This is a genomic window from Aquirufa sp. (assembly GCF_044342065.1).
GTDB lineage: Bacteria > Bacteroidota > Bacteroidia > Cytophagales > Spirosomataceae > Aquirufa.
On the sequence record NZ_JBIIQN010000023.1, the window covers coordinates 1 to 22,320 of the forward strand.

The 22,320-nt window shown below is 40.1% G+C and carries 22 protein-coding genes and 4 tRNA genes; 1 reads left to right on the top strand and 25 read right to left on the bottom strand.

What is annotated here, in order from left to right; all coding sequences use genetic code 11:
• The 7 genes from ACIQZ2_RS08615 to ACIQZ2_RS08645 all read right to left on the bottom strand — a co-directional run.
• A partial coding sequence (locus ACIQZ2_RS08615; protein ID WP_395768489.1) for a GTP-binding protein occupies positions 1-107 on the bottom strand: 107 nt, incomplete at its 3' end.
• Positions 108-183: 76 nt separating this feature from the next.
• Positions 184-255: transfer RNA gene (locus tag ACIQZ2_RS08620), tRNA-Thr, on the bottom strand.
• A 94-nt stretch (positions 256-349) separates the two neighbouring features.
• A tRNA-Gly gene (locus ACIQZ2_RS08625) sits at positions 350-422 on the bottom strand.
• A gap of 48 nt (positions 423-470) precedes the next feature.
• Positions 471-553: transfer RNA gene (locus ACIQZ2_RS08630), tRNA-Tyr, on the bottom strand.
• 102 nt (positions 554-655) lie between these two features.
• Positions 656-1,891 carry a hypothetical protein gene (locus tag ACIQZ2_RS08635; protein WP_395768449.1) on the bottom strand — a complete coding sequence of 412 codons (1,236 nt, stop codon included), beginning with the start codon at positions 1,889-1,891 and terminating at the stop codon, positions 656-658.
• Positions 1,888-2,631: a hypothetical protein gene (locus ACIQZ2_RS08640; protein ID WP_395768450.1), complete on the bottom strand. Its 744-nt coding sequence runs from the start codon at positions 2,629-2,631 to the stop codon at positions 1,888-1,890. Before ACIQZ2_RS08640 ends, ACIQZ2_RS08635 begins: the two co-directional genes overlap by 4 nt.
• Positions 2,628-3,185: an RNA polymerase sigma factor gene (locus ACIQZ2_RS08645; protein WP_395768451.1), complete on the bottom strand. Its 558-nt coding sequence runs from the start codon at positions 3,183-3,185 to the stop codon at positions 2,628-2,630. Before ACIQZ2_RS08645 ends, ACIQZ2_RS08640 begins: the two co-directional genes overlap by 4 nt.
• Before the next feature lie 98 nt (positions 3,186-3,283).
• Here ACIQZ2_RS08645 and murI point away from each other — a divergent pair, with 98 nt between their 5' ends.
• Positions 3,284-4,093: a glutamate racemase gene (gene murI / locus ACIQZ2_RS08650; protein ID WP_395768490.1), complete on the top strand. Its 810-nt coding sequence runs from the start codon at positions 3,284-3,286 to the stop codon at positions 4,091-4,093.
• Here murI and ACIQZ2_RS08655 read toward each other — a convergent pair.
• From ACIQZ2_RS08655 to ACIQZ2_RS08740, 18 genes are all read right to left on the bottom strand, one after another.
• Entirely contained in the window at positions 4,090-4,380 is a 291-nt protein-coding gene (locus ACIQZ2_RS08655; protein ID WP_395768452.1) for a hypothetical protein, read from the bottom strand. The genes murI and ACIQZ2_RS08655 overlap by 4 nt on opposite strands.
• The gene (locus ACIQZ2_RS08660; RefSeq protein WP_395768453.1) at positions 4,373-4,909 is read right to left on the bottom strand and encodes a DUF420 domain-containing protein; all 537 of its coding nucleotides are present in this window, start codon (positions 4,907-4,909) and stop codon (positions 4,373-4,375) included. Before ACIQZ2_RS08660 ends, ACIQZ2_RS08655 begins: the two co-directional genes overlap by 8 nt.
• Position 4,910: 1 nt before the next feature.
• A complete protein-coding gene (locus ACIQZ2_RS08665; RefSeq protein ID WP_395768454.1) occupies positions 4,911-5,627 on the bottom strand; it encodes an SCO family protein in 717 nt (238 codons plus the stop codon).
• A gap of 25 nt (positions 5,628-5,652) precedes the next feature.
• Positions 5,653-5,964, bottom strand: coding sequence for a cytochrome C oxidase subunit IV family protein (locus tag ACIQZ2_RS08670; RefSeq protein WP_395768455.1), 312 nt, complete (start codon positions 5,962-5,964; stop codon positions 5,653-5,655).
• Positions 5,965-5,982: 18 nt separating this feature from the next.
• Positions 5,983-6,750 carry a cytochrome c oxidase subunit 3 gene (locus ACIQZ2_RS08675; protein WP_395768456.1) on the bottom strand — a complete coding sequence of 256 codons (768 nt, stop codon included), beginning with the start codon at positions 6,748-6,750 and terminating at the stop codon, positions 5,983-5,985.
• Between the two features lie 10 nt (positions 6,751-6,760).
• The gene (locus ACIQZ2_RS08680) at positions 6,761-7,339 is read right to left on the bottom strand and encodes a heme-copper oxidase subunit III (protein ID WP_395768457.1); all 579 of its coding nucleotides are present in this window, start codon (positions 7,337-7,339) and stop codon (positions 6,761-6,763) included.
• Positions 7,336-8,190 (bottom strand): heme o synthase, encoded by an 855-nt coding sequence (gene cyoE / locus ACIQZ2_RS08685; RefSeq protein WP_395768458.1) that lies wholly within the window; start codon positions 8,188-8,190, stop codon positions 7,336-7,338. Before cyoE ends, ACIQZ2_RS08680 begins: the two co-directional genes overlap by 4 nt.
• Positions 8,191-9,084: a heme A synthase gene (locus ACIQZ2_RS08690; RefSeq protein ID WP_395768459.1), complete on the bottom strand. Its 894-nt coding sequence runs from the start codon at positions 9,082-9,084 to the stop codon at positions 8,191-8,193.
• Between the two features lie 68 nt (positions 9,085-9,152).
• Complete coding sequence (locus ACIQZ2_RS08695; RefSeq protein WP_395768460.1) at positions 9,153-11,051, bottom strand: cbb3-type cytochrome c oxidase subunit I; 1,899 nt, start codon at positions 11,049-11,051, stop codon at positions 9,153-9,155.
• Between the two features lie 39 nt (positions 11,052-11,090).
• On the bottom strand, positions 11,091-12,170 hold the full coding sequence (locus ACIQZ2_RS08700) for a cytochrome c oxidase subunit II (RefSeq protein ID WP_395768461.1): 1,080 nt from the start codon (positions 12,168-12,170) through the stop codon (positions 11,091-11,093).
• A gap of 33 nt (positions 12,171-12,203) precedes the next feature.
• The gene (locus tag ACIQZ2_RS08705) at positions 12,204-13,565 is read right to left on the bottom strand and encodes a quinol:cytochrome C oxidoreductase (RefSeq protein ID WP_395768462.1); all 1,362 of its coding nucleotides are present in this window, start codon (positions 13,563-13,565) and stop codon (positions 12,204-12,206) included.
• Positions 13,566-13,596: 31 nt separating this feature from the next.
• Complete coding sequence (locus ACIQZ2_RS08710; protein WP_395768463.1) at positions 13,597-14,205, bottom strand: c-type cytochrome; 609 nt, start codon at positions 14,203-14,205, stop codon at positions 13,597-13,599.
• A gap of 38 nt (positions 14,206-14,243) precedes the next feature.
• A complete protein-coding gene (locus tag ACIQZ2_RS08715) occupies positions 14,244-14,762 on the bottom strand; it encodes a DUF3341 domain-containing protein (protein WP_395768464.1) in 519 nt (172 codons plus the stop codon).
• A 28-nt stretch (positions 14,763-14,790) separates the two neighbouring features.
• Entirely contained in the window at positions 14,791-16,191 is a 1,401-nt protein-coding gene (gene nrfD / locus ACIQZ2_RS08720; protein WP_395768465.1) for an NrfD/PsrC family molybdoenzyme membrane anchor subunit, read from the bottom strand.
• Between the two features lie 30 nt (positions 16,192-16,221).
• Positions 16,222-19,269: a TAT-variant-translocated molybdopterin oxidoreductase gene (locus tag ACIQZ2_RS08725; protein ID WP_395768466.1), complete on the bottom strand. Its 3,048-nt coding sequence runs from the start codon at positions 19,267-19,269 to the stop codon at positions 16,222-16,224.
• A gap of 45 nt (positions 19,270-19,314) precedes the next feature.
• Entirely contained in the window at positions 19,315-20,526 is a 1,212-nt protein-coding gene (locus ACIQZ2_RS08730; RefSeq protein ID WP_395768467.1) for a cytochrome c3 family protein, read from the bottom strand.
• 212 nt (positions 20,527-20,738) lie between these two features.
• Positions 20,739-20,809 (bottom strand) — tRNA-Cys (locus ACIQZ2_RS08735).
• 238 nt (positions 20,810-21,047) lie between these two features.
• Positions 21,048-22,283: a metallophosphoesterase gene (locus ACIQZ2_RS08740; protein WP_395768468.1), complete on the bottom strand. Its 1,236-nt coding sequence runs from the start codon at positions 22,281-22,283 to the stop codon at positions 21,048-21,050.
• Positions 22,284-22,320: the final 37 nt, after the last annotated feature.

Here is a 22,320-nt window from a genome sequence, read left to right on the forward strand (position 1 = left end):
AGAACTTTAGTGATAGCAGCTGTTAAAGTTGTTTTACCGTGGTCAACGTGGCCAATTGTACCAATGTTAACGTGGGGTTTACTTCGGTCAAAATTCTCTTTTGCCATGATTATTTAGTTCTTAATTAAGTTATAAAAAATTTCAAATTATACGTTTTCAAATTCGGCTTGCTTCCATGCCTAGAGCCTTTGAGCAGGATTGAACTGCCGACCTCTTCCTTACCAAGGAAGTGCTCTACCACTGAGCTACAAAGGCAAAACCTTGCGGCCATTCGGTTCGTCTCTTTCGACTCCCCATAAATAAAAATACTACTCAGGAAGCTTTTCCCTAAGTAATATTCTTTATTCTGAGCGGGAGACGGGGCTCGAACCCGCCACCTATAGCTTGGAAGGCTATCGCTCTACCAAATGAGCTACTCCCGCTGGCTTAACTTCTCCTGTAAAAAGAAGCTAAATGCATTTAAATAAATGTGGGGACAGATGGATTCGAACCACCGTAGGCATTCACCAGCAGATTTACAGTCTGCCCCATTTGGCCGCTCTGGTATATCCCCTCACTTTATTTCAACGAAACGTTTTGCTGAAATAGTTCGCAAAAGTACCTCCTTTTTTGATTTCTGCAAAGCACTCGCTAAAAAAAATGTGATATTTTTTTATTATAGTTTAAATCCGAAGCTAAATGCGGTTAATTGAGGACCATAATTCTTCTCAAACAAAGGTGTTAAATCATAATTAAAGAACAATTCTCCCACATGTTTTAATGCTACCTCTGCCTTCACCCCGTAACGGACCTGGTTCAAGTTGAAATTAGAACCATTTCGAGTTAAGTTATCAGTCTTTTCTTCAATGGTCTTCGTCCAACTATCCAATCGGTAACTCACATAACCCCCTAATCCGATCATTTTGATCGCCGACTGCTTGCTAAATACCACATGGGGTACAATCGGTAAAGAAATATAGGATGCGGTTAATTTATTTTTATTCAATTGAATTTCATTCTGCTGTGCATCCAGGATAGGTTGGAAATTCGTTGCCGATGCGGTTTTGGTTACCACGCGGTTATGATCAAACATGAAATTATACCAATCAAATGCAAAACCATATCCCAACTTAAAGGCACTTTTCTTGCCGCGTGCAATCGTAGCCGCAGAGGTGAAATCCAGACTTACAAATCGAGAACCTAATGGCTTAAGTTCTTTATCTGTATTGAGAAAGGGGCTCGGGTAAATGGCAATGACATTTTCTGGCATATCACCTGTCAGGCCATTAAGCCCAATATATACATTAAAGCCTTTTCTTTCATATAAATTCATTTTTTTATCCTTAGACTGGGTTTTGGTTGAATCTCTCCCCCAGATGACTTTTGTCTCCTCCCCATTCGCCTCTTTTACTTGGACACCATTCCAATCCACGTGTACTTCTTCCTTGCCATCTTTGACATGAATGCCATTCCATCCCACGCGAACTTCCTCTTTTCCATCACTTCGAATAACGATGGATTTTCCTAAGCTATCTTTTTTCACCCTAAAAACACGCTCATCATTCGGATAAGTCATTTTAAATGTTTTTTGAGGCGAATCGTATTGGGCTCCCGACTTGATTACACCAATTTTCACTTTACTATTCCCAATTTGTAATGAAAGACTACTATCGCCCTCCGAGTCGGTCCGAATAACCGTCCGAATTTGTTGCCATAAACTATCCGACAATACTAAGCCCTTGCTTTGAAAAACTTTATCCAATTCCTCCCGCAATGTTTTATTTTTATCGGGTTTCTCCCCAATGAGGGTTTGATTGCGTTTGTCAATTTTCAATAATAAACTATCTGGATTAGTTTTTCCAAAAAGTTGCTGGGTCAAGCCCAATAGTGCGATAATTAATAATGTTCTCATTGTATTTGAAATGTTTGTTTAATACTTTGTTCGGTACGATAAAAGGTATTTACTACCAGATGAATCCCGTCTTCTAAGGGGCGGTTCCCTTCTTTTAATTCCTGCCAGTTGAGCTGTTCACCTGCGGCTACTTGTTTAACTTGTTTCAAAATGCGCCCAATGAAGGTTTTTTTCTTGGTTATCACAGGGGAATCCTGCTGGGCTAACGCAATGGGTTTCGCGTTTTCCTCTACTGGATTGATGTCAATACGTACCCAAATCTCCTCTGCTTGCTCGGGTTTTTCCGCTGCCTTTGCTAGGGCCACACCCGGCTGTTCACTAACCACAACTTGCTCAATGTTTGATGTTGCTTCTTCCTGAGAAGGACTAAGGATTACGGGTTTCGGTTGGTTCTTTACAACATATGTATGGCGTATGTCTTTTTCCTCTTTCTTTTCTTGAACAACTACGTTAATCTGCTCGTTAACTGGCGCTTGAACCTTTGCCTTAGCCACGGTGTGATGGGTAGTGGGTGTGCTACTTTCCCAGTTAATTCCAATTACAATAGCTATTATTGCCGCCGCTGACCAGGTCCATGGACTTAAACTCACACGTGTCCACAGAGGCCTTGCCGGTTTCTCATCTAAACGGGTCGCCAGTTCATCCCATAATCTTGACGGGACCTCGTCGCTCGTCTCTTGAATTTGCTTTTGCCAAGCTTTTTCAAGCGCTTCCCAAGAAGTATTATTTGGCTCTTTCATGATTCAATTAATTTTAATTTTTGTTGGATCAACGTTCTTGCTCTTGATAATTGCGACTTAGAGGTTCCCGCTGATATGTTTAACTGGGTAGCTATTTCGTCATGTGTGTACCCTTCAATGGCATATAAATTAAAAACGGTTCGATAACCTGGAGGTAATTCTGCAATTAATGCTTCGATTTCATTTGTTCGTAAATGCATCAATACATCCTCAGGCTGTCCAATATCCCAAACCTCTTCAATATCTTGTGTTTTAACATCCCCTCGCTTTCGGATTTTCATCAAACACTCATTGACCATGATTCTTCGAATCCAACCTTCAAAACTTCCGACCTCATTAAATGTTTCCACTTTGGAGAATACCTTCATGAATCCTTCCATAAGCGCATCCTCTGTATCTGGACCTTGTCCCAAATAACGCCGACAAACGGCCATCATTTTTCCCGAATACCGATTAAATGTCGCATGTTGCCCTTTACGATCCTGTTTTTTGCAGGAATGCACCAATGCGCGCTCTTGTTCTTCGGGAGGTAAATGATTGTACAACGTTGGCAAAATGTTAATTAAACGTAAAGATGGCAAAAATGCAGAAATGGTTGCGTAGGTTTGAAAAGAAACCCAAAATTCCGTTCTTTACGGGGAATTACATAGCTATGCCAAACGCACAACCAATTGGGATTTTTGATAGTGGAATCGGCGGATTAACGCTGGCACATGCCATTACGGAGTTAATGCCCCAGGAAAATATTATTTACTTTGGTGACACCGCGCATCTTCCCTATGGAGACAAATCCGCGACATCAATCCAATCCTACTCGTTGAAAATTTGTAATTTTTTAATGGAAAAGAATTGCAAACTTATTTTAATTGCCTGTAATTCAGCATCAGCTGCAGCTTATGATTTAGTGAAGACCTACGTGGGCACGAAAGCCATTGTGGTCAATGTGATTGACCCTGTGATTGATTATTTAAACGATTCATGGGAAGGAAAGACCTTGGGTCTTATTGGTACCAAACAAACCGTTAATTCAGGTATCTATGCCTCGAAAGCCGAAGCATTAGGTAAGGGTATTCATATCAAATCACTCGCCACCCCTTTGTTGGCCCCCATGATTGAAGAAGGGTTTTTCAACAACAATATTTCTGAACAGATTATTAAAGAATATTTGGGTCACCCTAATTTAGCCCATATTGAAGGATTGATTTTGGGATGTACTCACTATCCGTTAATCAAGAAACAGATTGATGCCTATTTCCAGGGTACCATACCTGTGATTGATACGTCACGCATTGTCGCGGCCACGATTAAGGCGATTTTGTCCGAAAGAGATTTATTGATTGAGAATCAATCGATTCCTACACGCCAATTTTACGTTTCGGATTACACAGACTCATTCGAAAAGTCAACGCAAATTTTCTTTGGCGAGACGATTAAGTTGACCCAATACCCGATTTGGGATTAATTACTCTTGTTGAGTAATTGCGAAACGCGCTGACGTAATTGCCATTTAGCTATGCGTTCTTTTTGCTCCTGCTTGCTCTGTCTGAACCAAAGCCATGCAATAACGGCAACCAGTAAATACGGAGCTGTCAATAAATATAAAATTCCCGTGTTTAAGCCTGTTGCGATATTTGAACGGCCATTAGAAAGGGTACTTTCAACGGTAGTTCTACACATGGCGCATTGTGCCTGTGCATCCAATTGAAATAACATAATCAGTAAGGCGAGAAATAGAATACGCTTAAACATAATAAGGGGATATCATCAAATAAACAATTACTCCTGAAACTGAAACATACAACCAAATAGGATAGGCCCATTTAACCGATTTTTTATGAGCCTCAATTTCCCCGGTTAATGCGTGATATAATGACATTAGCACCAAACGCACCACACCAATCGAAAGAATAATGTGTGAGGAAAGCAAGAAAAGGTACACAGATTTAATAAGACCTTCACCACCAAATTTTGTTGATTCATTTGAAATGTGGTAAAGAATATACAAAACCAAAAATATGGCCCCTTGTAATACAGCGGCCCCCATGGCTTTACGGTGCCCTTCAATATTCTTCTTTTTAATAGCAACTAACGCTATAATTAAGCTGATCGCCGTAGTACTATTAATTACGCCAATAAAATGCGGCAAAATTTTCGTCCAATCTCCCAACGGTAATTTACTTGGTAAAGACAAGAGTCCTGCAACCGCTAAAGGAATAGCGACGGAGATCACATTAATGATCAAATTGTTTTTAGGTGATTTAGTTAATGTCAACATCATTTTATTCTGTACTATATATATTTTTCAAAACCTTGATTTCCATAATCATGCGGTCTACTTCTTTCTTATCTGTTCCGTTGTAAAATCCCCGAATAACGCCTAGCTTATCAACTAATACTAAACGCTCAGAATGGATAAAAGTTTCGTCAGGTGTTTTTATGGCAGCATCATATTCTGACGCATCAGCCAAAGGCACATGGAAGCCTTTCAAGATTAAAGGATAAATCACCTTTTTTGCCCCTGTTAAAAAGCTCCAGCGGGTAGAATCTGCATCAAAACGTTTGGCATAGGCTGAAAGCTTGCTAGGTTCGTCAAATTTTGGGTCAACCGAAATGGATATAAAACGAACTTCGGGGTCTTGGTTGAAAACGTCAGTTGCCCGGCTAACCTGTGAAGTGATTTTAGGGCAGATGGTTCCGCAGCGCGTAAAGAAGAAATTCGCTACGTAAATTTTCCCCTGTAGTGATTTTGATGAAAAAGCTTTACCTGATTCGTCGGTAAGTTCAAAAGCTGGAATCGTTTGAAAAACGGTATCCATTTCGGATTCATTCCAGCGAGGATTAAGGCGCTTTGCCATTTTGATTTCACCAGTAGCAGAATCAATTGCTGGGACATAGCGTGGCAAAGTGTAATGATTCGTGCCGAAAGTCTTTAGCCCTAAAAAGATAAAGACAGGCACTATTAACGTAAGTAATAAGATGCCTGTCTTCTTATTCATAATTCCTAAAAGGAAAATGGGTTGACTAATACATGTTTCCGCCTTCGTAGATCAAAGCTACTAATAGCCAAACTACAAAGAGTGTCGGAACTAAAATCATCCAAATCAATGACTTCACTTCATGCTTTAAGTGCATGAATTCCCCTACGATGTAAAATGCTTTTACGATGGTCATACCACAGAATATAGCAACGCGCAAGGTGTTTGCGGGCATTGTGAATGCGATAACGAATTCAATAGCCGTAAGGACTAATAAGATCCAAAATGTTTTCCAAATCGCTCCGGTGTTTGGAGGGGCAATTTCTTTTTCAGAAGTGTCGTGTGCTACGTGAGCCATAATATCAATGAATAAAGATTATACTAAATAGAAGAAGGTAAATACGAATACCCAAACCAAGTCAACAAAGTGCCAGTAAAGACCTACTTTCTCAACCATTTCATAATGTCCTCTGCGCTCGTAAACGCCAGTTGCCGCATTAAAGAAAATCAAGATATTCAAAATAACGCCTGAGAATACGTGGGTACCGTGGAATCCTGTAATGAAGAAAAATAGATCGGCAAAGGCAGGAGGACCATACGGGTTACGTACTAAATTCGCGCCTTCGATGGGTGTCATTACTCCGTCAACTAATTGCTTCGCTGCCAACGATAAATCTTCTGGCCCGTGAATAAAGTGTGTCCACTCCCAAGCTTGTGAACCTAGGAATGTAAAGCCACCTACAATTGTCCAAAGCATCCATTTCTCTACGTCTTTGCGATCACCACGGTGGCCAGCTTCTACGGCTAATACCATGGTTACCGAAGATGCAATCAAAATGAAAGTCATGATACCTACGAAAACCAAGGGCAATGACATTCCATGTAAAAATGGAACCGCCTCAAACACCTTTTCAGGGATAGGCCAGTGTGTCGTTGCAAAATAGAACGTATCAGGAGTTCCTTCCCATGCAGGTTGGCTGAAACGAATCATTCCGTAAGTAATTAATAGGGCTGAAAACGTAAAGGTATCCGATAGTAGGAAAAACCACATCATTAACTTTCCGTAACTCGCTTTTAAAGGTTCTGAACCACCAGACCATGAAAGGTTTTCGGGTACAGCAGGGGCAGTGTGTGCAACTGACATTGGTAATTGCTTAATTGTTAAATACTAAAAATAAAAATAAATATACCCATAAAGCATCTAAAAAATGCCAATAGGTGGCACAAATCTTAATTTGTGTCAAGGCTTTTGCGTTAATTTTCAGACGGAAGGCCCCTACTAAAGCGACCAACAATACAATCAATCCGGAGATTAAATGTAGCCCATGTAGGCCTGAAAATACATAAACAAAAGAACCTGACGGATTGCCTACAAAAAATACGTTTTTCTCCACTAACTGGATCCAACCATAATATTGCATTAGTAGGAAAACCAATCCGAGCACAAAAGTAATAGAAATACTAATTCGAAGCGCATTAAATCGGTCTTTTTTTGCAGCTAAATATGCAAAATGCATGGATATACTACTGCCTAGTAAAACCACGGTGCTGGAGTAAAACAAATCGGGCAATTCGAATTCAACCCAGTTGCCTTCTGCTTTTCTTACTAAGTATGCACTTGTGAATGCGGCAAATAACATGACAATGGAAACGATGAACAACCACATCGTAAAGATTTTTGGATTGACTGAGCGGGTCTCGTTCGCCGCTAATAGTTCTTCTGGATTTTTCATAACTTAACTTTATCAAATAAAAAGGCGATTTGAACAATTAATAAATAAATGAAGGAACCAAACATCATCCAGCGAGCGGCCTTATCTGTTGGCTTCATCATGAGGTAAAAGGTCTGTCCTAAGAACAAGCTACCTGCCACAATTGTTATAATGGCAGATGTAATTCCGGTCATTTGCATGATATATGGTAAGAATCCCAAAGGGATCAAAAATACCGTATAAATCATGATCGTAAATGCGGTCTTTAAATCTTTCTTACCCTCGTTTGGTAACATACGAAAACCCGCTTTTTTGTAATCAGCATCTGCTACCCATGCAATAGCCCAAAAATGTGGGAATTGCCAAAAAAATTGAATAGCAAATAAGATGCCGGGCTCCCAACCAAAATGTTGAGTAGCGGCCACCCACCCGATCATCGGTGGAAATGCACCGGGAAACGCACCTACAAATACGGAAATCGGACCTACACGCTTCAAGGGTGTATACACATAGCCATATAGTATGTAGGATAGCAATCCAATTGCTGCAGCTTTCCAAGTAAAATAACTCAAGATTCCGATTGCTAGCGCAGCAATGATTAGCCCATAAATTTGTGCATTTTGGGGAGTCAATGTTTGCGTAGGTAAGGGGCGATTAGCCGTTCGCTTCATCAACTTATCGAATTCAATTTCTTTTAATTGATTAACAATGTTGGCCGCTCCAGTTAGAAGAAATCCACCTAATGAGATTAGAACAATATCGATTGCCTTGTGCTCAACAGGCGCAAGTAAAAAACCAAAAGTACCCGAAAACGCCACAGTCATGGATAACCGTGATTTTAATAGGGCGATATAAGGTTTTATACGTGACATTTATGCGTTTTTTGTTTGAATCCAAGAGCTAATGTGCCAGCCCATTATAACAAGAGAGATTAATAAATGCACAGCTTGGCTGCCAATTGGTAACTCGAAATAGGCCATTAAAATGCCCGTCATAAATGAAATACCAATTAAAAACATAATCCCATGGCGGTAATATTGCAATGAGGAGTATTTAATTTTATTCCAAAGAATCAAGTGCCCTAAAACGATAAACCAAGAAAAAGTTCTGTGGATGATGTAGACAAAATCCAATTGAGAAATCCATTGGTTTTTTGCGCCTTCACCTAAAGACTTAATCACATGATCCATATTCTCACGCACTTGGGTGCCTAAGATTATTTGAATTAACACGAGAACCAAACTTATGCCTATCCATTGACGATTCTTCAGCGCAATAAGCTCTGATGAAGATTGATTGTTAATTGCTTTGACTAAAAAATAGATAACTCCAATTGACAATAACATATGGGTTGTCACCACACCTGGTAAAAGAAAGGAGTCTACCACATATTTTCCTAATACGGCATTGGCTAGAATGAGTAGGAGTCCAGCCAAAGTAGGGATGAATACATTACGTCCTTCACGGTATGCTAAAACAGTTGTGATTAAAACGATAAAGCCAGTCAGCGCACCAATCAACCGGTTGATGTATTCAATCCAGGTTTTGGTGGCATTGAATTCTACTTCCCCGTGTAATTTGTCTTGGTAAATTTGCTCGTAATGCAATGGTAATTCCTCCACCTTTGTAGGAGGGATAAAACGGCCAAAACACTTGGGCCAATCTGGACATCCCATTCCTGATCCCGTACTGCGAACGATACCGCCAGCGAGGATAAGCAAATAAATGCTCAGGAGTGAAAGAGTTGCAAATTTTTTAAAGGCCATTTTGGGGTAAAAAAAAGATGCATCTAAATGAGATTCATTCGGATGCATCTTTGATTTTTTCAGTTTAATTAACGGTTATAACTTTCGTTTTGAGCAGCCAATAAACTTTCAATTGCTTTTTCTTTTGCAACTTCCTCATTTTCCTCAGGTAAGTTTGATTCTGGTGTTGCAGAATATGGAACGTTTTGAGGGATGAAATCTGATTCAGCACCTGGCTTTGAATAATCATAAGGCCAACGGTATACCGCAGGAATTTCACCTGGCCAGTTTCCGTGACCTGGTTCTATCGGAGTCGTCCACTCCAACGTAGTTGAATTCCAAGGATTCTCTGTTGCTTTTTTCCCTTTAAACATCGAATAAAAGAAGTTCCAAAAGAAAATGGCTTGTGATGAGAATGTTAAGATTGCAGCAATCGAAATGAACATATTCAAATCAGTGAATGCTTCTTCACGACCATTGCCTAAGGCTGTAAATGAATAATACCGACGAGGAAAACCTGCGATACCCGTGTAGTGCATTGGGAAAAATACGCAATAAACACCTACGAAAGTCGCCCAGAAGTGAATGTATCCCAAGGTTTTATTCATCATACGCCCAAACATTTTTGGATACCAGTGATAAACCCCTGCCATCAATCCAAAAAATGAAGCAGATCCCATTACTAAGTGGAAGTGAGCTACTACGAAGTATGTATCATGTAAGTTGATATCCAACGCTGAATTACCCAGAATAATTCCTGTTACCCCACCTGAAATAAATAGGGAAACAAGTCCAATAGAGAATAACATAGCTGGGGTAAAGATCAAGTTACCTTTCCAAAGCGTCGTGATGTAGTTGAATGCTTTTACTGCAGAAGGCACCGCAATAATCAAAGTAAGGAACATAAATACTGATCCTAAGAACGGATTCATACCGGTTACGAACATGTGGTGAGCCCATACGATAAACGCGAGTACCGTAATTCCCATCAAGGATCCAATCATCGCGCGGTATCCAAAGATTGGCTTACGTGCATTGGTTGCAATGATTTCAGATGTCATACCCAATGCTGGTAACAATACGATGTATACCTCTGGGTGACCTAGGAACCAGAATAAGTGTTGGTAAAGAATAGCTGAACCACCTACATTTGGTAGTGCTTGTCCTTGAATATAGATTTCTGATAGGTAGAATGATGTACCAAAGCTTCGGTCGAAAATCAATAACAAGGCAGCTGATAATAATACTGGGAAGGATAATAATCCCAAAATAGCCGTAAAGAAGAATGACCAAATTGTTAATGGCATTTTGGTAAATGTCATACCACGAGTACGCAAGTTAATAATCGTACAGATGTAGTTAATTCCACCCATTAAAGATGACACAATGAAAAATGCCATTGAAGTCAACCACAATGTCATTCCTAATCCCGAACCTGGCATGGCTTGTGGCAACGCACTTAGTGGCGGATAAATTACCCATCCACCGGATGCAGGGCCTGTCTCAATAAATAACGATGAAAACATGATGGCAGATGACAAGAAGAAGAACCAGAAGGATAACATGTTAATGAATCCTGAGGCCATATCACGTGCACCAATTTGCAATGGTATCAAAAAGTTGGAGAAAGTTCCAGATAAACCTGCCGTTAATACAAAGAACACCATAATAGTTCCGTGCATTGTCACTAAAGCTAAATAAAACTCTTTGTCTAATTTACCAGACTCATCGATCCATCCTCCTAACAAAGGACGTAGCCATTCCAACTGCATTTCTGGGAAACCCAATTGTAAACGGAAAAGAATCGATAAAGATCCACCTAAAAATGCCCAGAGTATACCCATGATGAGGTATTGTTTGGCAATCGTTTTGTGATCTTCTGAGAAGATATACTTCTGAATAAAATTTGGCTCATGATGCTCGTGTTCGTGATCATGATCATGTGAATGAACGTGAACTTCTTCAGCGTGTGTTGTAGCAGTTGACATAGTAGTATATTTTTCTTCTTAGTGTTTTTATATAAATCTTTATAATGCTGCAGCGCTTGCAGTACTATCTGTCGTGATTGGTTCAGCAGGAATGTATTTGCTTGCTTTTGCTTTCAAGTTTGCAGGAACTTTTTCCAAATAAGCTGGATTCATCGCTAAGAATGGTTTTTGTTCAGCGCACCATTTTTTATAATCTTCTGGTTCATCTACGAATACCGTAATGGCCATTCCGAAGTGACCGCGGCCACAAATCTCCGTACAGTTTAATTTAAAGTTGAAATCCTTGTTGTTCAACTTCGCACGCATTTCGTCCGTTGACATGTTAGGCGTAAACCAAAATTTTGTTGGCATACCCGGCACGGCATCCATTTTTACACGGTGGTAAGGTAAATATACCGAGTGCAAAACATCTTGTGCATGAATTTTTAACAATACTGGCTTTCCTTTTGGAAGGTGTAATTCTGATGCTGTAAAGTCATCAAATGAATTCTTATCCGTATAGTCGATACCGATGCTATTTGTTTCATCGATTAACTTGTAATTATAATTACCTAATTGGTTATCATCATTACCCGCATAACGCACATACCATCCAAATTGGTGACCTGTGATTTCGATAACAACCGCATCGCTTGGCGCTTGAGACGTAATATCGCGCCAAGTTCTCCAGCCTGTGAAAACCAAGATTGCCATCACAACGGCAGGAATTACTGTCCAGATTAATTCCAACTTGTGGTTTACTGGATAGAATGTCGCTTTTCTATATTTATTGTAGCGGTATTTAAACGCAAAATATAGCAATAAGGTATTGGTAATAAAGAAAGCAAGTGTAACAACCGCCATAGATACCCAAAACATTTTATCGGTATCCAGACCGTGTTTAGATGCTGCTTCTGGTAGAAAATCAGGTAAGCTGTTTAAGAAAGACCAAACCCCTGCGATAGTTCCCAACAACCAAAAGATTAACATCCCGTATGCATTGGCATTATTACTCGAATCAACGGCTGATGACTCATCTTCTGCTTTGGCAAGGTTCTTATTTATTTTCATGCTTTTAGCAATTACAGAAATTGCTAAGATGAAGAAAACGACGGATAAAAGACCAATTAGGTAATTCATATATGTATTTGTTAAAATCGTAATCGCTTAATACTAAATATCGTGATGTAATGCTTCTGGTAAGAATGGGTGATTCTTTGCAATTAAAGAAGCTTTTGTCAATTCATCTGAAATCACATAAATGAAAGCAGATGCAAAAACGGTAACCATTCCAAACTCAACTAAACCGTAACCCCCATGTTTTCCTACTACACCTGGCATAATCATTTGGTAAAAGTCTATATAATGACCTGCAATGATTAAGAATGCCGCGATTTTCAAGAAAATTCGAGTTCTTTTGGCATCACGTGTCATAAGAACTAAAAAGGGCAGTAAGAAGTTTAAGATTACCATTAAAATTTCTGATGTTTTGTATAATTTATTATGTCCTTCCCATCGCTCTAAGAAATAAATGGTTTCCTCTGGTAGGTTGGCATAGTAGATCAACAAGAATTGCTCGAACCATACGTAAGTCCAGAAAATAGAGAATGCAAACATAAACTTACCTAAATCGTGTAAGTGGTTATCATTTACATAGCCCATTAGCCCTTTATCTTTTAAGTATAGTATAGCTAATACAATAACAGCATAGGTTGTTACATGCCAAGATGCGAACATGTACCAACCGAACATGGTTGAGAACCAGTGTGTATCGATGGACATTACCCAATCCCATGCAAAGATTGAACTAGACGCACCAAATACGACAATAAATGCAGTTCCGATTTTAACCATTTGTGTAAATAAATCAGTTCCACCAATGAGATCTTCCTCCAAAGATTTTTTACGCAACATGTTCCATAATAGAATCCATAATGCGCCAAAACCTACTAAACGGATTAAGAAGAAAGTTTTGTTCAAATAACCCGATTTGCCCTCAATGATTTTATCATAGTTCTCACTTCCTACTTCAGTTACGCCGTGGTGCATCCAGTGGAAAATAACATCTCCCTTGAATAAAAATACAGCTACCAAGATTGGCAAAGAAATATATAAAAACTTTGGGAAAGCCTCTGGAACACGCTTCATGACCGCAGACCAGCCTGATTTTGTTAAGTATTGCAAGGAAACAAAAAACATTCCGACAACGGCAATTCCCGTAAAGAATACAGCATTTAACCAAACGTTTGCCCAAATACGGTTTGTCCAATCGTAATGTTCTTCGGCACCTTCTTGGTGAGAAACGGCTCCGCCTGAAAGGTGTTCGCCAGCTGTTTCATGTCCTGCTTTAACTGCATCGTGTCCTGCATTCGCTACTTCGTGACCGCCAGCTTCCCCTTTTGACAAAAGGTAAATACCGAGCGCTAAAGCTACTAAACCAGCGATGAAAGCATAAATTATACGTTTTTTGCCTTCAGCACTAAATTCAAAATGCTCTTCAACGTTTGCTGGGGAAAAATGTGAATGTCCCGCCATCTTGATCTCTATTTAATTTAAATTGATTGAATTATTGTTTTTGTAACTCGTGAACATAAAGCACGATTTTCCACCGGTTTTCCGAAGTTATTTGAGAGCCATGTGGCCACATTCTTCCTTTTCCGTGCGTAATGACATGGTAAATATGTCCGTCATTCATTGTTTTTAATGCATCACTTGAGTAAACAGGTACTCCTTTGTAAGCCTTTGCCACTAACCCATCTCCCTTACCTGTTTCTCCATGACAATGCTGGCAAAAACGCTCATATTGAGTTTTACCTGCCTCGATGTTCTCTGGAGTAGCGGCGATTGGATTGTATAATGATTTCTCAGAATACGAAATACTATCATTTGGAATCGTTTTAGCGATCATTTCCTGAGCTAAAAATGCTTGCTTTAAGCTATCTGAACCTGTATAGCGTTTGCGAGCTACAGTACCTTGAACAGGTAAACGCATGTTCATGCCTAATGGGTTGATGGTATTGGTGTCTCCTTGGGTTTGAGTCATGGGTTCGTACCCAACCGAATGATACATGTTGGGAGCAAATTCTGTTCCCGTATCGTTCGGGTCTGTACCGCATGACATTAAGCCTGCAACTACACCAGCTAATAAAACGAATTTAATTCTTGGATTAAACATCTTGTTATGCTTCTTCGTGAACAATTGTTCTTGGTTAATTATTTAGTATTTACTTCTATTGCGCCAGAATCTTTCAAGGCTTTCTTAATATCAGCGGCACTTACTTTGTTTTTGTCAACATTGATTGCCATCACAAATTTATCATCTGTCGTACGGATATCTAATGGAAGCGTTTTATTTCCTGGCCACAAATCATTTGTGATACAGAAAGTAGAAACTAATCCAAAGGCAGTAAATAGTACAGTTCCTTCAAAGGTCACCGGTATCCAGTTTGGCAAGGCAAAGAAATCTTTACCCCCTATAATCATAGGCCAATCAAATACCATGGTATAGCTGATTAGTGACAAGGCACAAATCAAACCTAATGTTCCAAACATAAATGCCGCGATTGGTAGACGCGTACGCGCATGACCTACTGCTACATCTAAACCGTGAATCGGGAATGGGGTAAATACATCTTCGATTTTGATTCCTTTAGCCTTTACTGCTGTTACAGCATGTAAAACCTCATCCTCGTCGTCGTAAACTCCCAAAATGTAATTAGTTGTCGAACTCATATTGTTTTAATTTCGAATTGCTTGTTAATTATTCTTCTGTTTTCTTAGCCGCCTTTGCCTTTTTCGCTGGGAAATTTGAGGAAACGCCCTTCATTACCGATTTTACCTCTGCCATATTTACTACAGGTAAATACTTAGCGAATAGGAAGAATAAGGTAAAGAATAAACCAAATGAGAAAATGTAATCACCAATATCATACATCGTAGGGGAGAACATAGCCCATGAAGATGGGATGTAATCACGGTGTAGTGAGGTTACGATAATTACAAAACGCTCAAACCACATACCTACGTTTACTACGATCGATAAGAAGAATGAAACGAGCAAGTTGGTACGAATCGCCTTCGACCAGAATAACTGTGGAGAGATAACGTTACATGTCATCATCATCCAATATGCCCACCAATATGGACCTGTGGCACGGTTGATAAATGCATAACTTTCATATTCCACACCTGAATACCAAGCGATAAAGAATTCAGTTAAGTAAGCGATACCTACGACTGAACCCGTTACCGTGATAACGATATTCATCATTTCGATATGCTCGATTGTGATGTAATCCTCTAATTTGAAAACCACACGTGTAATTAATAATAAGGTTTGAACCATCGCAAAACCTGAGAAGATCGCACCCGCCACGAAATATGGAGGGAAGATCGTCGTATGCCATCCTGGGATAACAGACGTTGCAAAGTCCATGGATACGATTGTATGTACGGAAAGTACAAGTGGTGTAGAGATACCTGCCAAGATTAAGGACATGTACTCATAACGTGCCCAAGTCTTTGAAGAACCTGTCCAACCTAAGCTGAAAAAGCCATACCAAAATTTACGACCCTTTGTTGTCGCACGGTCACGAATCGTCGCCAAATCTGGTACTAGACCCATATACCAGAATAACAATGAAACGGATAAATACGTCGAAATCGCGAAAACGTCCCAAACCAATGGCGAGTTAAAGTTAACCCACAATGAACCAAATGCATTTGGAAGTGGTAAAGCCCAGTGGGCCAACCATGGGCGTCCCATGTGCGCAAGGATAAATGATGCAGCACAAAGTACGGCAAAAATGGTCATCGCCTCCGCAGAACGGTTAATAGAAGTTCTCCATTTTTGACGGAATAATAATAATACTGCTGAGATCAAGGTTCCCGCGTGACCGATACCAACCCACCAAACGAAGTTCGTGATATCCCAAGCCCAACCTACGGTTTTATTTAATCCCCAAACGCCAATACCTTGCCACCAAGTGTAGAATAGGCAATAAGCACCATAAATGAATACAAGACAAGAAATCCCGAATGCAATTTTCCATTCTTTGGTAGGCTCTCCTTCTACTTGTTTGCAGATATCGTGGGTAACATCGGAATAAGATTTTCCACCAGTAACTAGTTTCTCTCTTATGGGTGATACAACGTGCGACATATTTTTATTTACTTTTTTACGATTAAAAAATTATGCTTCTTTCTTAGCATCCTTGTTACGAACTTTCTTCAAGTAAGAAATATTGGGCTTCACGTTAATTTCTTCAATTACGTGGTAAGCACGACCCTCTTTCTCTACCAGTAATAATTTAGAGATTTCAGATGCTGGATCGTTCATATCTCCAAATGTAATAGCATTCGTAGGGCAAGACTGTGCACAAGCTACTTGGATTTCGCCATCTACTGGACGGCGCTTTTCTTTCTTAGCTGTCAACTTACCCTCTTGGATACGTTGAACGCACATAGAACATTTTTCCATTACCCCACGTGAACGAACGGTTACGTCTGGGTTAATTACCATACGACCTAAATCGTTGTTGAAGTGGAAATCAAAGTCATCTGTTTGGAAATAACGGAACCAATTGAAACGACGTACTTTGTATGGGCAGTTATTTGCGCAATAACGTGTTCCTATACAACGGTTGTAGGTCATTTGATTTAATCCTTCCGTTGAGTGTGTTGTTGCTAATACTGGACAAACTGTTTCGCATGGAGCGTTGTTACAGTGCTGGCATAACATCGGTTGGAATATAACCTCTGGATTATCCGAAGCAATTTCTAACCCTTTCAAATCTTCTACCTCCGCGTCAGATGAGTAATAACGGTCGATACGCATCCAGTGCATTTCCCGACGATTAATTACCTCTTGGCGACCTACCACCGGTACGTTGTTTTCCGCGTTACATGAGATAACACATGCAGAACATCCTGTACAGGTATTCAAGTCAATCACCATTCCCCACGCGTGGTTGTTGTATTCGTGGCCATTCCAAAGCGTTAAATCTGTTGCGTTTTTTTCGCCTTCAGACGTTTTAACACGCGGAGTGAAACTACCAGCTTTAGCATCTTTTGCAAAAGCTGCTAAAACGGTTTCTTGAACGACTGCTTGACGTGCCATCACCGTTTGGTGAGTTTGCGTTTGCGCGATATCTTTTGTTTCTCCGGTTGCAGAAACAGCAACACCTTGTGTACATGTTCCTACACAAGCGCCGTTGATTTCAGAAATAAATGGATAGGCATTTACACCTACGCCATCCGCAGATTTACCTGCTTTTGTGCGACCGTAACCGATGGCAATTGCAATGGTGTCTTGAGCTTGGCCTGGTTGAACTAATACCGGAAGTGATACTTTGTATCCTTTCGCGCTAACCTCAACAACATCACCTTGCTTTAGATTTAATTTAGTTGCAGTTGGTTGTGAAATGGCTGCATAATTATCCCAACAAGCCTTTGAAACTGGCTCAGGGAATTCCTGTAACCATGGGTTATTTGCTTGAGATCCTGTTCCTAAACCTACTTTCTCGTAAACAGCGATTTCTAAACTTGTAGATGTAGCAGCATATGCTTTTGAGATTGCCGCAGCGGCCGCAATTACATCAACAGATGGGCTTGATGCAGAAACAGTACCTGCGTTCGGCTCAAAAATTCCATTATGTAAGGCATTATTCCATGCAACTTTTCCTCCTTTTAAGATATTGCTTTCCCAATTGCTTTCTAAGTATGCTGCAAAATCACTTGGTAAACCTGCCCAAGTTAAGAAACTTGATTGTGCTTGACGTGTTTTGAAGATTGGGGAAATCGTTGGTTGAGTTAAAGAGTAGAAACCAGCTTTTGGCTCAGCATCATTCCATGACTCTAAGAAGTGCGAATCTGGTGCAATGAATTGACATAAAGATGCTGTCTCATCTGCACGATCGTTTGTTGCTAAACTAACTTCCACTTTCGGTAAAGCGGTTGCTAAAGCGGCTCCCATTGGGTGATTATATACCGGGTTTGCGTTGTAGAAAACAACGGCACCAATTTTACCAGCACCTGCTTCTTTAATGAAGTTGGCCATCGCCATATCATTACCTTGACGGTAGTTCAATGGGATTGCTGTATTTAATGTTGAGCCATAAGCACCAACTAAGGCGTTGGTAGCTGCAACGATTTTTTGAATTTCTGGATCATTTGATCCGGCAACGATGATGGAAGCACCTTTTGATGCCACTAAATCTTTTGCTGCTTTTTCTAAGTTTTCAACTTTAACCGCTGAACCAGCAATGCCAGCAGCACCTGTTAATTTGGCAACCGCATTATACAATGCTACAGCTACTAAACCCTCTTGAGATGGCTTGTATGTTGCACGGTAGTCAGCATTTGCACCAGTCGTAGACATGATTGTCTCAAACTGATAGTGACGTGACATATCTTTTTTGCCCCCTTTTTCAGAGCTAACCCGACGCGTAACCGCCCATTGTGAAGAAAATTCACTTGGGGCAATCCAAGAACCTAAGAAATCGGCTCCTAAAGAAACAATTGTTTTTGCTTTACTAAAATCAATGCTTGGGATAATGCCACCATGTGCAGCTGATAATCCGTATGCTGGATTTGCATCATAGGTGATATGCTGTGTTGTTGGGTATTTCGCCGCGAAATCAGCAATGACCTTTTTCGTCGTTGGCGAAAGAACCGTATTGGATACAATTCTTATTTGTCCTCCCTTGGCTGCTACTGCAGCTAATTTTGCGGTGAATTCAGCATCCAATTGTTTCCAATCTGTTGCTTTTCCGCCAATTTGAGGACCTTTTAATTTTTCGTTGTCATATAGACTCAAAACAGATGCATGCGCACGTCCTGAAAGTGCTCCTTTTGAAACCGAAGACAACTTATTTCCTTCGATTTTGATTGGACGACCTTCACGAGTCTTAACAAGGATGGAAGCGTAATCGCCACCATCTGTGTAAGTAGACGCATACCAGTTGGCAATCGTAGGCTCAACATCCTCAGGTTTGTTCAAGTAAGGAATGGTGTTTTTAACAGGTGCTTCACAGGCTGCTAATGAAACGGCAGCTACACCGAATCCCAACATCTTTAAAAAGTCACGACGATGAGTTCCAGAACCGTCAACTAGGGCTTCGCCTTTTGCATCATTTTCTGAGGGCATATTGCCAAACTCATTGTGGATATTTTTTACAAACGATGGTTCATTGGTTAACTCCTCGATCCCTTTCCAATACCTCTTGTTCGAATTTTCCATATAATCTTTCTTATTCAGACTAATTTTGAATCTATTGTAATATGATTAATAGTGACACTTAGAACATTCTAAGCCACCGATATTTTGTACTTTAAGTGGTGTTTTGCTGTCTTTGTTATGCACCTCTACTAATTTGTCGTAGTATGCATTTCCTTTAGCGTTAACATCTGTTTCACGGTGGCAATCGATACACCATCCCATCGTCAAAGATGAACGTTGCTCAACTACTTCCATTTTTTCAATTTCGCCATGGCAATTTTTACACTCTAAACCACCCACGTTAGTATGTTGTGAGTGATTGAAATAAGCTAAATCAGGCAAGTTGTGAACACGGACCCATTGAATAGGTTCATTATTTTCAAGGGCTCTATAGATTTTTTGAATTTCGGGTGATTCACGTTTGATTGCATTGTGGCAATTCATACAGATGTTAGCAGATGGAACATTACCTCCCTTTCCTTCATATACACCTGTGTGGCAGTAGTTGCAATTGATTTGATATTGTCCGGCGTGTAATTTGTGAGAAAACTTAATTGGTTGCTCTGGCGCATATCCTTGATGAATACCTACCCCATATGCTGCATCTATCGTGGCTTTACCTCCTAGTAACAAGGCCAAAACTAAAATGCCCGTTTTTACTGCTGAATTAGCTGCTAAAGCTTTCGCATTTTCGGCGATACGTTGCATTAAAGGATTTTCAGCATCGGTCTCACCTCCAGTGGTGATTTTGCTTAATGTACTAACGATTGATAGCAATGCGATCAAGACTAATACCATGATGATTAATAAACCAACTAAAAGCAATTCCAGCATTCCACCAGAACTTTGTGCTGCTGGCGCTGCTGAACCTTCTGCTGGTGCTGCCCCCGCTGCCGGTGCTGCTGGCGCTGCATTAGAAGCATCAACATAAGCCACGATACTTTTAATTTGAGCTTCTGTAAAGTTTGGATAAGCAGTCATAGCTGCCTTGTTAAACTTATTGTAAAGGTCTACCGCATACTTGTCGCCTGAAGCAATTACTGCCTGCGGATTATGTACCCACTTAACGATCCATTCGATTGGACGTCTTTCGCTAATCCCCTTTAAACCAGGGCCTACAAGTACTTCATCTGAGGTATTGTGGCATGCCGCACAGTTATTTTTGAATAGGGTTTCGCCTTCTGCTGCATCTTGCGCAAATGTTACGCTTAAGCTTGCTAATAGTATCGCAAAGGATAATAAGGTTTTAACGAGTGTTAATTTTTTGCAAAGCATCATCTTGGTTTTTCACATTTTAATTCAGTTCGCAAAACTACATTCCGAATTTTTAGGAAACAAAGTATTCGATAATCAATTTTAGGATTTTTTCTTGTTTTTAATATTATTTAGAATCTTTCAAAATAAGCAAGAAAAGAAAGTGTAATTTTTTCTAGAGTAGTTTGTACAAAATTGAGTTAAACTAAAAAACCTTCCACTAGGGAAGGTTTTTGAGGTTTCGAGCGGATTCGAACCGCTGTAGAAGGTTTTGCAGACCTCTGCCTAGCCACTCGGCCACGAAACCAATTAATCGGGATGTAAAAGTAGGTTTATTTTTAGAAAGGAACAAAGGGAAAGAGAAAAAAATAGTCTGTGCTTAGTCGCTGGTCACTAGCCTTAAGTTTTCAGTCCGCAGAGACAATTCCTAACGCTTAATTCTTTTTCCCAAAGTCTAACGTCCAACGTCCAACGTCTAAAGTCCAATGTCTAACGTCCAACGTCCAACGTCCAACGTCTAAAGTCCAACGTCTAAAGTCCAATCTCTAGCCCAACGTAAAAATGCTAATCTCCGGCGGCATCCCCACACGCCCTGGATACCCTAAGTATCCAAAGCCTCGATTAACATAAAGCTGCTGGCCATTTTCTTCATACAAACCGGCCCATTGCTTATAAATGTATTTGGCTGGTGACCATTTTGCAAAGCCTGGAATTTTTACACCGAATTGTGCTCCATGCGTATGTCCAGCAAATGCCACATCAATAGCATGGAATTTTTGGTTCTTCGTTACTTCAGCATTCCAATGGGTAGGATCGTGCGATAATAATAATTTGGTCGCAGCTTCCTCTGTGCCTTCATAAGCTTTTGATAGATTGCCATACCATGGGAACCGACCGATACCTATGTTTTGTACGCCAATTATCGCCAACTTTTCTCCTGACTCTGAAATAATGTGATTTTCATCCATCAGCAGGTTCCAGCCCATCAATTCATGCGCTTTCATTAAATCCTTTAAATTTTGCTTTTTTGCTCTAGGGGTTTTCCATTTCACATAATCCCCATAGTCATGATTGCCAAGGGTACTAAAAACGCCATATGGAGCCTTGATTTTTGAAAAAATGGTGAAGTAATCTTCGACTTCTTTCGATTCATTGTTGACCAAATCGCCCGTAAAGAATACCAAATCGGTTTTCTCCCGCATCAGCATTTCTACACCACCTTGTACAGCTGTTTTATTAAAAAAACTGCCTGAGTGAATATCGGAAACTTGAGCGATACGCATCCCGCGAAATTCTTTGGGAAGTTTAGGAATTTTTAAATTAACTTTTTCAATTCGATAGTCATGTGCGCCTGATAAAATACCAAAGGCAAACGTGGCAGCAGGAACGGCGCCAACAGCTAGTGCAGCTTGAGAAAGGAATTCATGCCGACTAATAGCGCTAGGGTCTTTCTTACGGATTTTATTTGTACCCCAACGGAAAAAGCGGGTGATGTCTTCGAGCAATAGGAAAATGATAATGAATAGTTTACTAAAGACGGAAATCATCACGATGGCCATGAAGGTAATTCTGAACTCATTTTTCCAAGCATGAAGTGGTAATGTGTTGTACGATATAATTCCTAATAAGACGAATGCTGAAAATCCCCAGAAAATATATTTAGCAGCTTTTTGCGTTTGAATACGCTTTTTTTTGAAGGCCGTTTTTACCGCCATCCAAACGTAATAATCCAAAGCAAATAGTATAATACTGATTATAGGCACAAAAAACATTTTATTCATATGGTTCTAAACTATCTTTACAATTCAATTGTTCCAA

What these genes read in the sequence shown, in the direction of transcription:
- ACIQZ2_RS08670 (WP_395768455.1), bottom strand. Translation starts at nt 5,964, where the DNA reads ATGGCTCACGTAGCACACGACACTTCTGAAAAAGAAATTGCCCCTCCA.
- cyoE (WP_395768458.1), bottom strand. Translation starts at nt 8,190, where the DNA reads ATGTCACGTATAAAACCTTATATCGCCCTATTAAAATCACGGTTATCC.
- murI (WP_395768490.1), top strand. Translation starts at nt 3,284, where the DNA reads ATGCCAAACGCACAACCAATTGGGATTTTTGATAGTGGAATCGGCGGA.
- ACIQZ2_RS08705 (WP_395768462.1), bottom strand. Translation starts at nt 13,565, where the DNA reads ATGGCGGGACATTCACATTTTTCCCCAGCAAACGTTGAAGAGCATTTT.
- ACIQZ2_RS08725 (WP_395768466.1), bottom strand. Translation starts at nt 19,269, where the DNA reads ATGGAAAATTCGAACAAGAGGTATTGGAAAGGGATCGAGGAGTTAACC.
- nrfD (WP_395768465.1), bottom strand. Translation starts at nt 16,191, where the DNA reads ATGTCGCACGTTGTATCACCCATAAGAGAGAAACTAGTTACTGGTGGA.
- ACIQZ2_RS08665 (WP_395768454.1), bottom strand. Translation starts at nt 5,627, where the DNA reads ATGAATAAGAAGACAGGCATCTTATTACTTACGTTAATAGTGCCTGTC.
- ACIQZ2_RS08730 (WP_395768467.1), bottom strand. Translation starts at nt 20,526, where the DNA reads ATGATGCTTTGCAAAAAATTAACACTCGTTAAAACCTTATTATCCTTT.
- ACIQZ2_RS08710 (WP_395768463.1), bottom strand. Translation starts at nt 14,205, where the DNA reads ATGTTTAATCCAAGAATTAAATTCGTTTTATTAGCTGGTGTAGTTGCA.
- ACIQZ2_RS08740 (WP_395768468.1), bottom strand. Translation starts at nt 22,283, where the DNA reads ATGAATAAAATGTTTTTTGTGCCTATAATCAGTATTATACTATTTGCT.
- ACIQZ2_RS08680 (WP_395768457.1), bottom strand. Translation starts at nt 7,339, where the DNA reads ATGAAAAATCCAGAAGAACTATTAGCGGCGAACGAGACCCGCTCAGTC.
- ACIQZ2_RS08640 (WP_395768450.1), bottom strand. Translation starts at nt 2,631, where the DNA reads ATGAAAGAGCCAAATAATACTTCTTGGGAAGCGCTTGAAAAAGCTTGG.
- ACIQZ2_RS08675 (WP_395768456.1), bottom strand. Translation starts at nt 6,750, where the DNA reads ATGTCAGTTGCACACACTGCCCCTGCTGTACCCGAAAACCTTTCATGG.
- ACIQZ2_RS08690 (WP_395768459.1), bottom strand. Translation starts at nt 9,084, where the DNA reads ATGGCCTTTAAAAAATTTGCAACTCTTTCACTCCTGAGCATTTATTTG.
- ACIQZ2_RS08700 (WP_395768461.1), bottom strand. Translation starts at nt 12,170, where the DNA reads ATGAATTACCTAATTGGTCTTTTATCCGTCGTTTTCTTCATCTTAGCA.
- ACIQZ2_RS08715 (WP_395768464.1), bottom strand. Translation starts at nt 14,762, where the DNA reads ATGAGTTCGACAACTAATTACATTTTGGGAGTTTACGACGACGAGGAT.
- ACIQZ2_RS08695 (WP_395768460.1), bottom strand. Translation starts at nt 11,051, where the DNA reads ATGTCAACTGCTACAACACACGCTGAAGAAGTTCACGTTCATTCACAT.
- ACIQZ2_RS08635 (WP_395768449.1), bottom strand. Translation starts at nt 1,891, where the DNA reads ATGAGAACATTATTAATTATCGCACTATTGGGCTTGACCCAGCAACTT.
- ACIQZ2_RS08655 (WP_395768452.1), bottom strand. Translation starts at nt 4,380, where the DNA reads ATGTTTAAGCGTATTCTATTTCTCGCCTTACTGATTATGTTATTTCAA.
- ACIQZ2_RS08660 (WP_395768453.1), bottom strand. Translation starts at nt 4,909, where the DNA reads ATGATGTTGACATTAACTAAATCACCTAAAAACAATTTGATCATTAAT.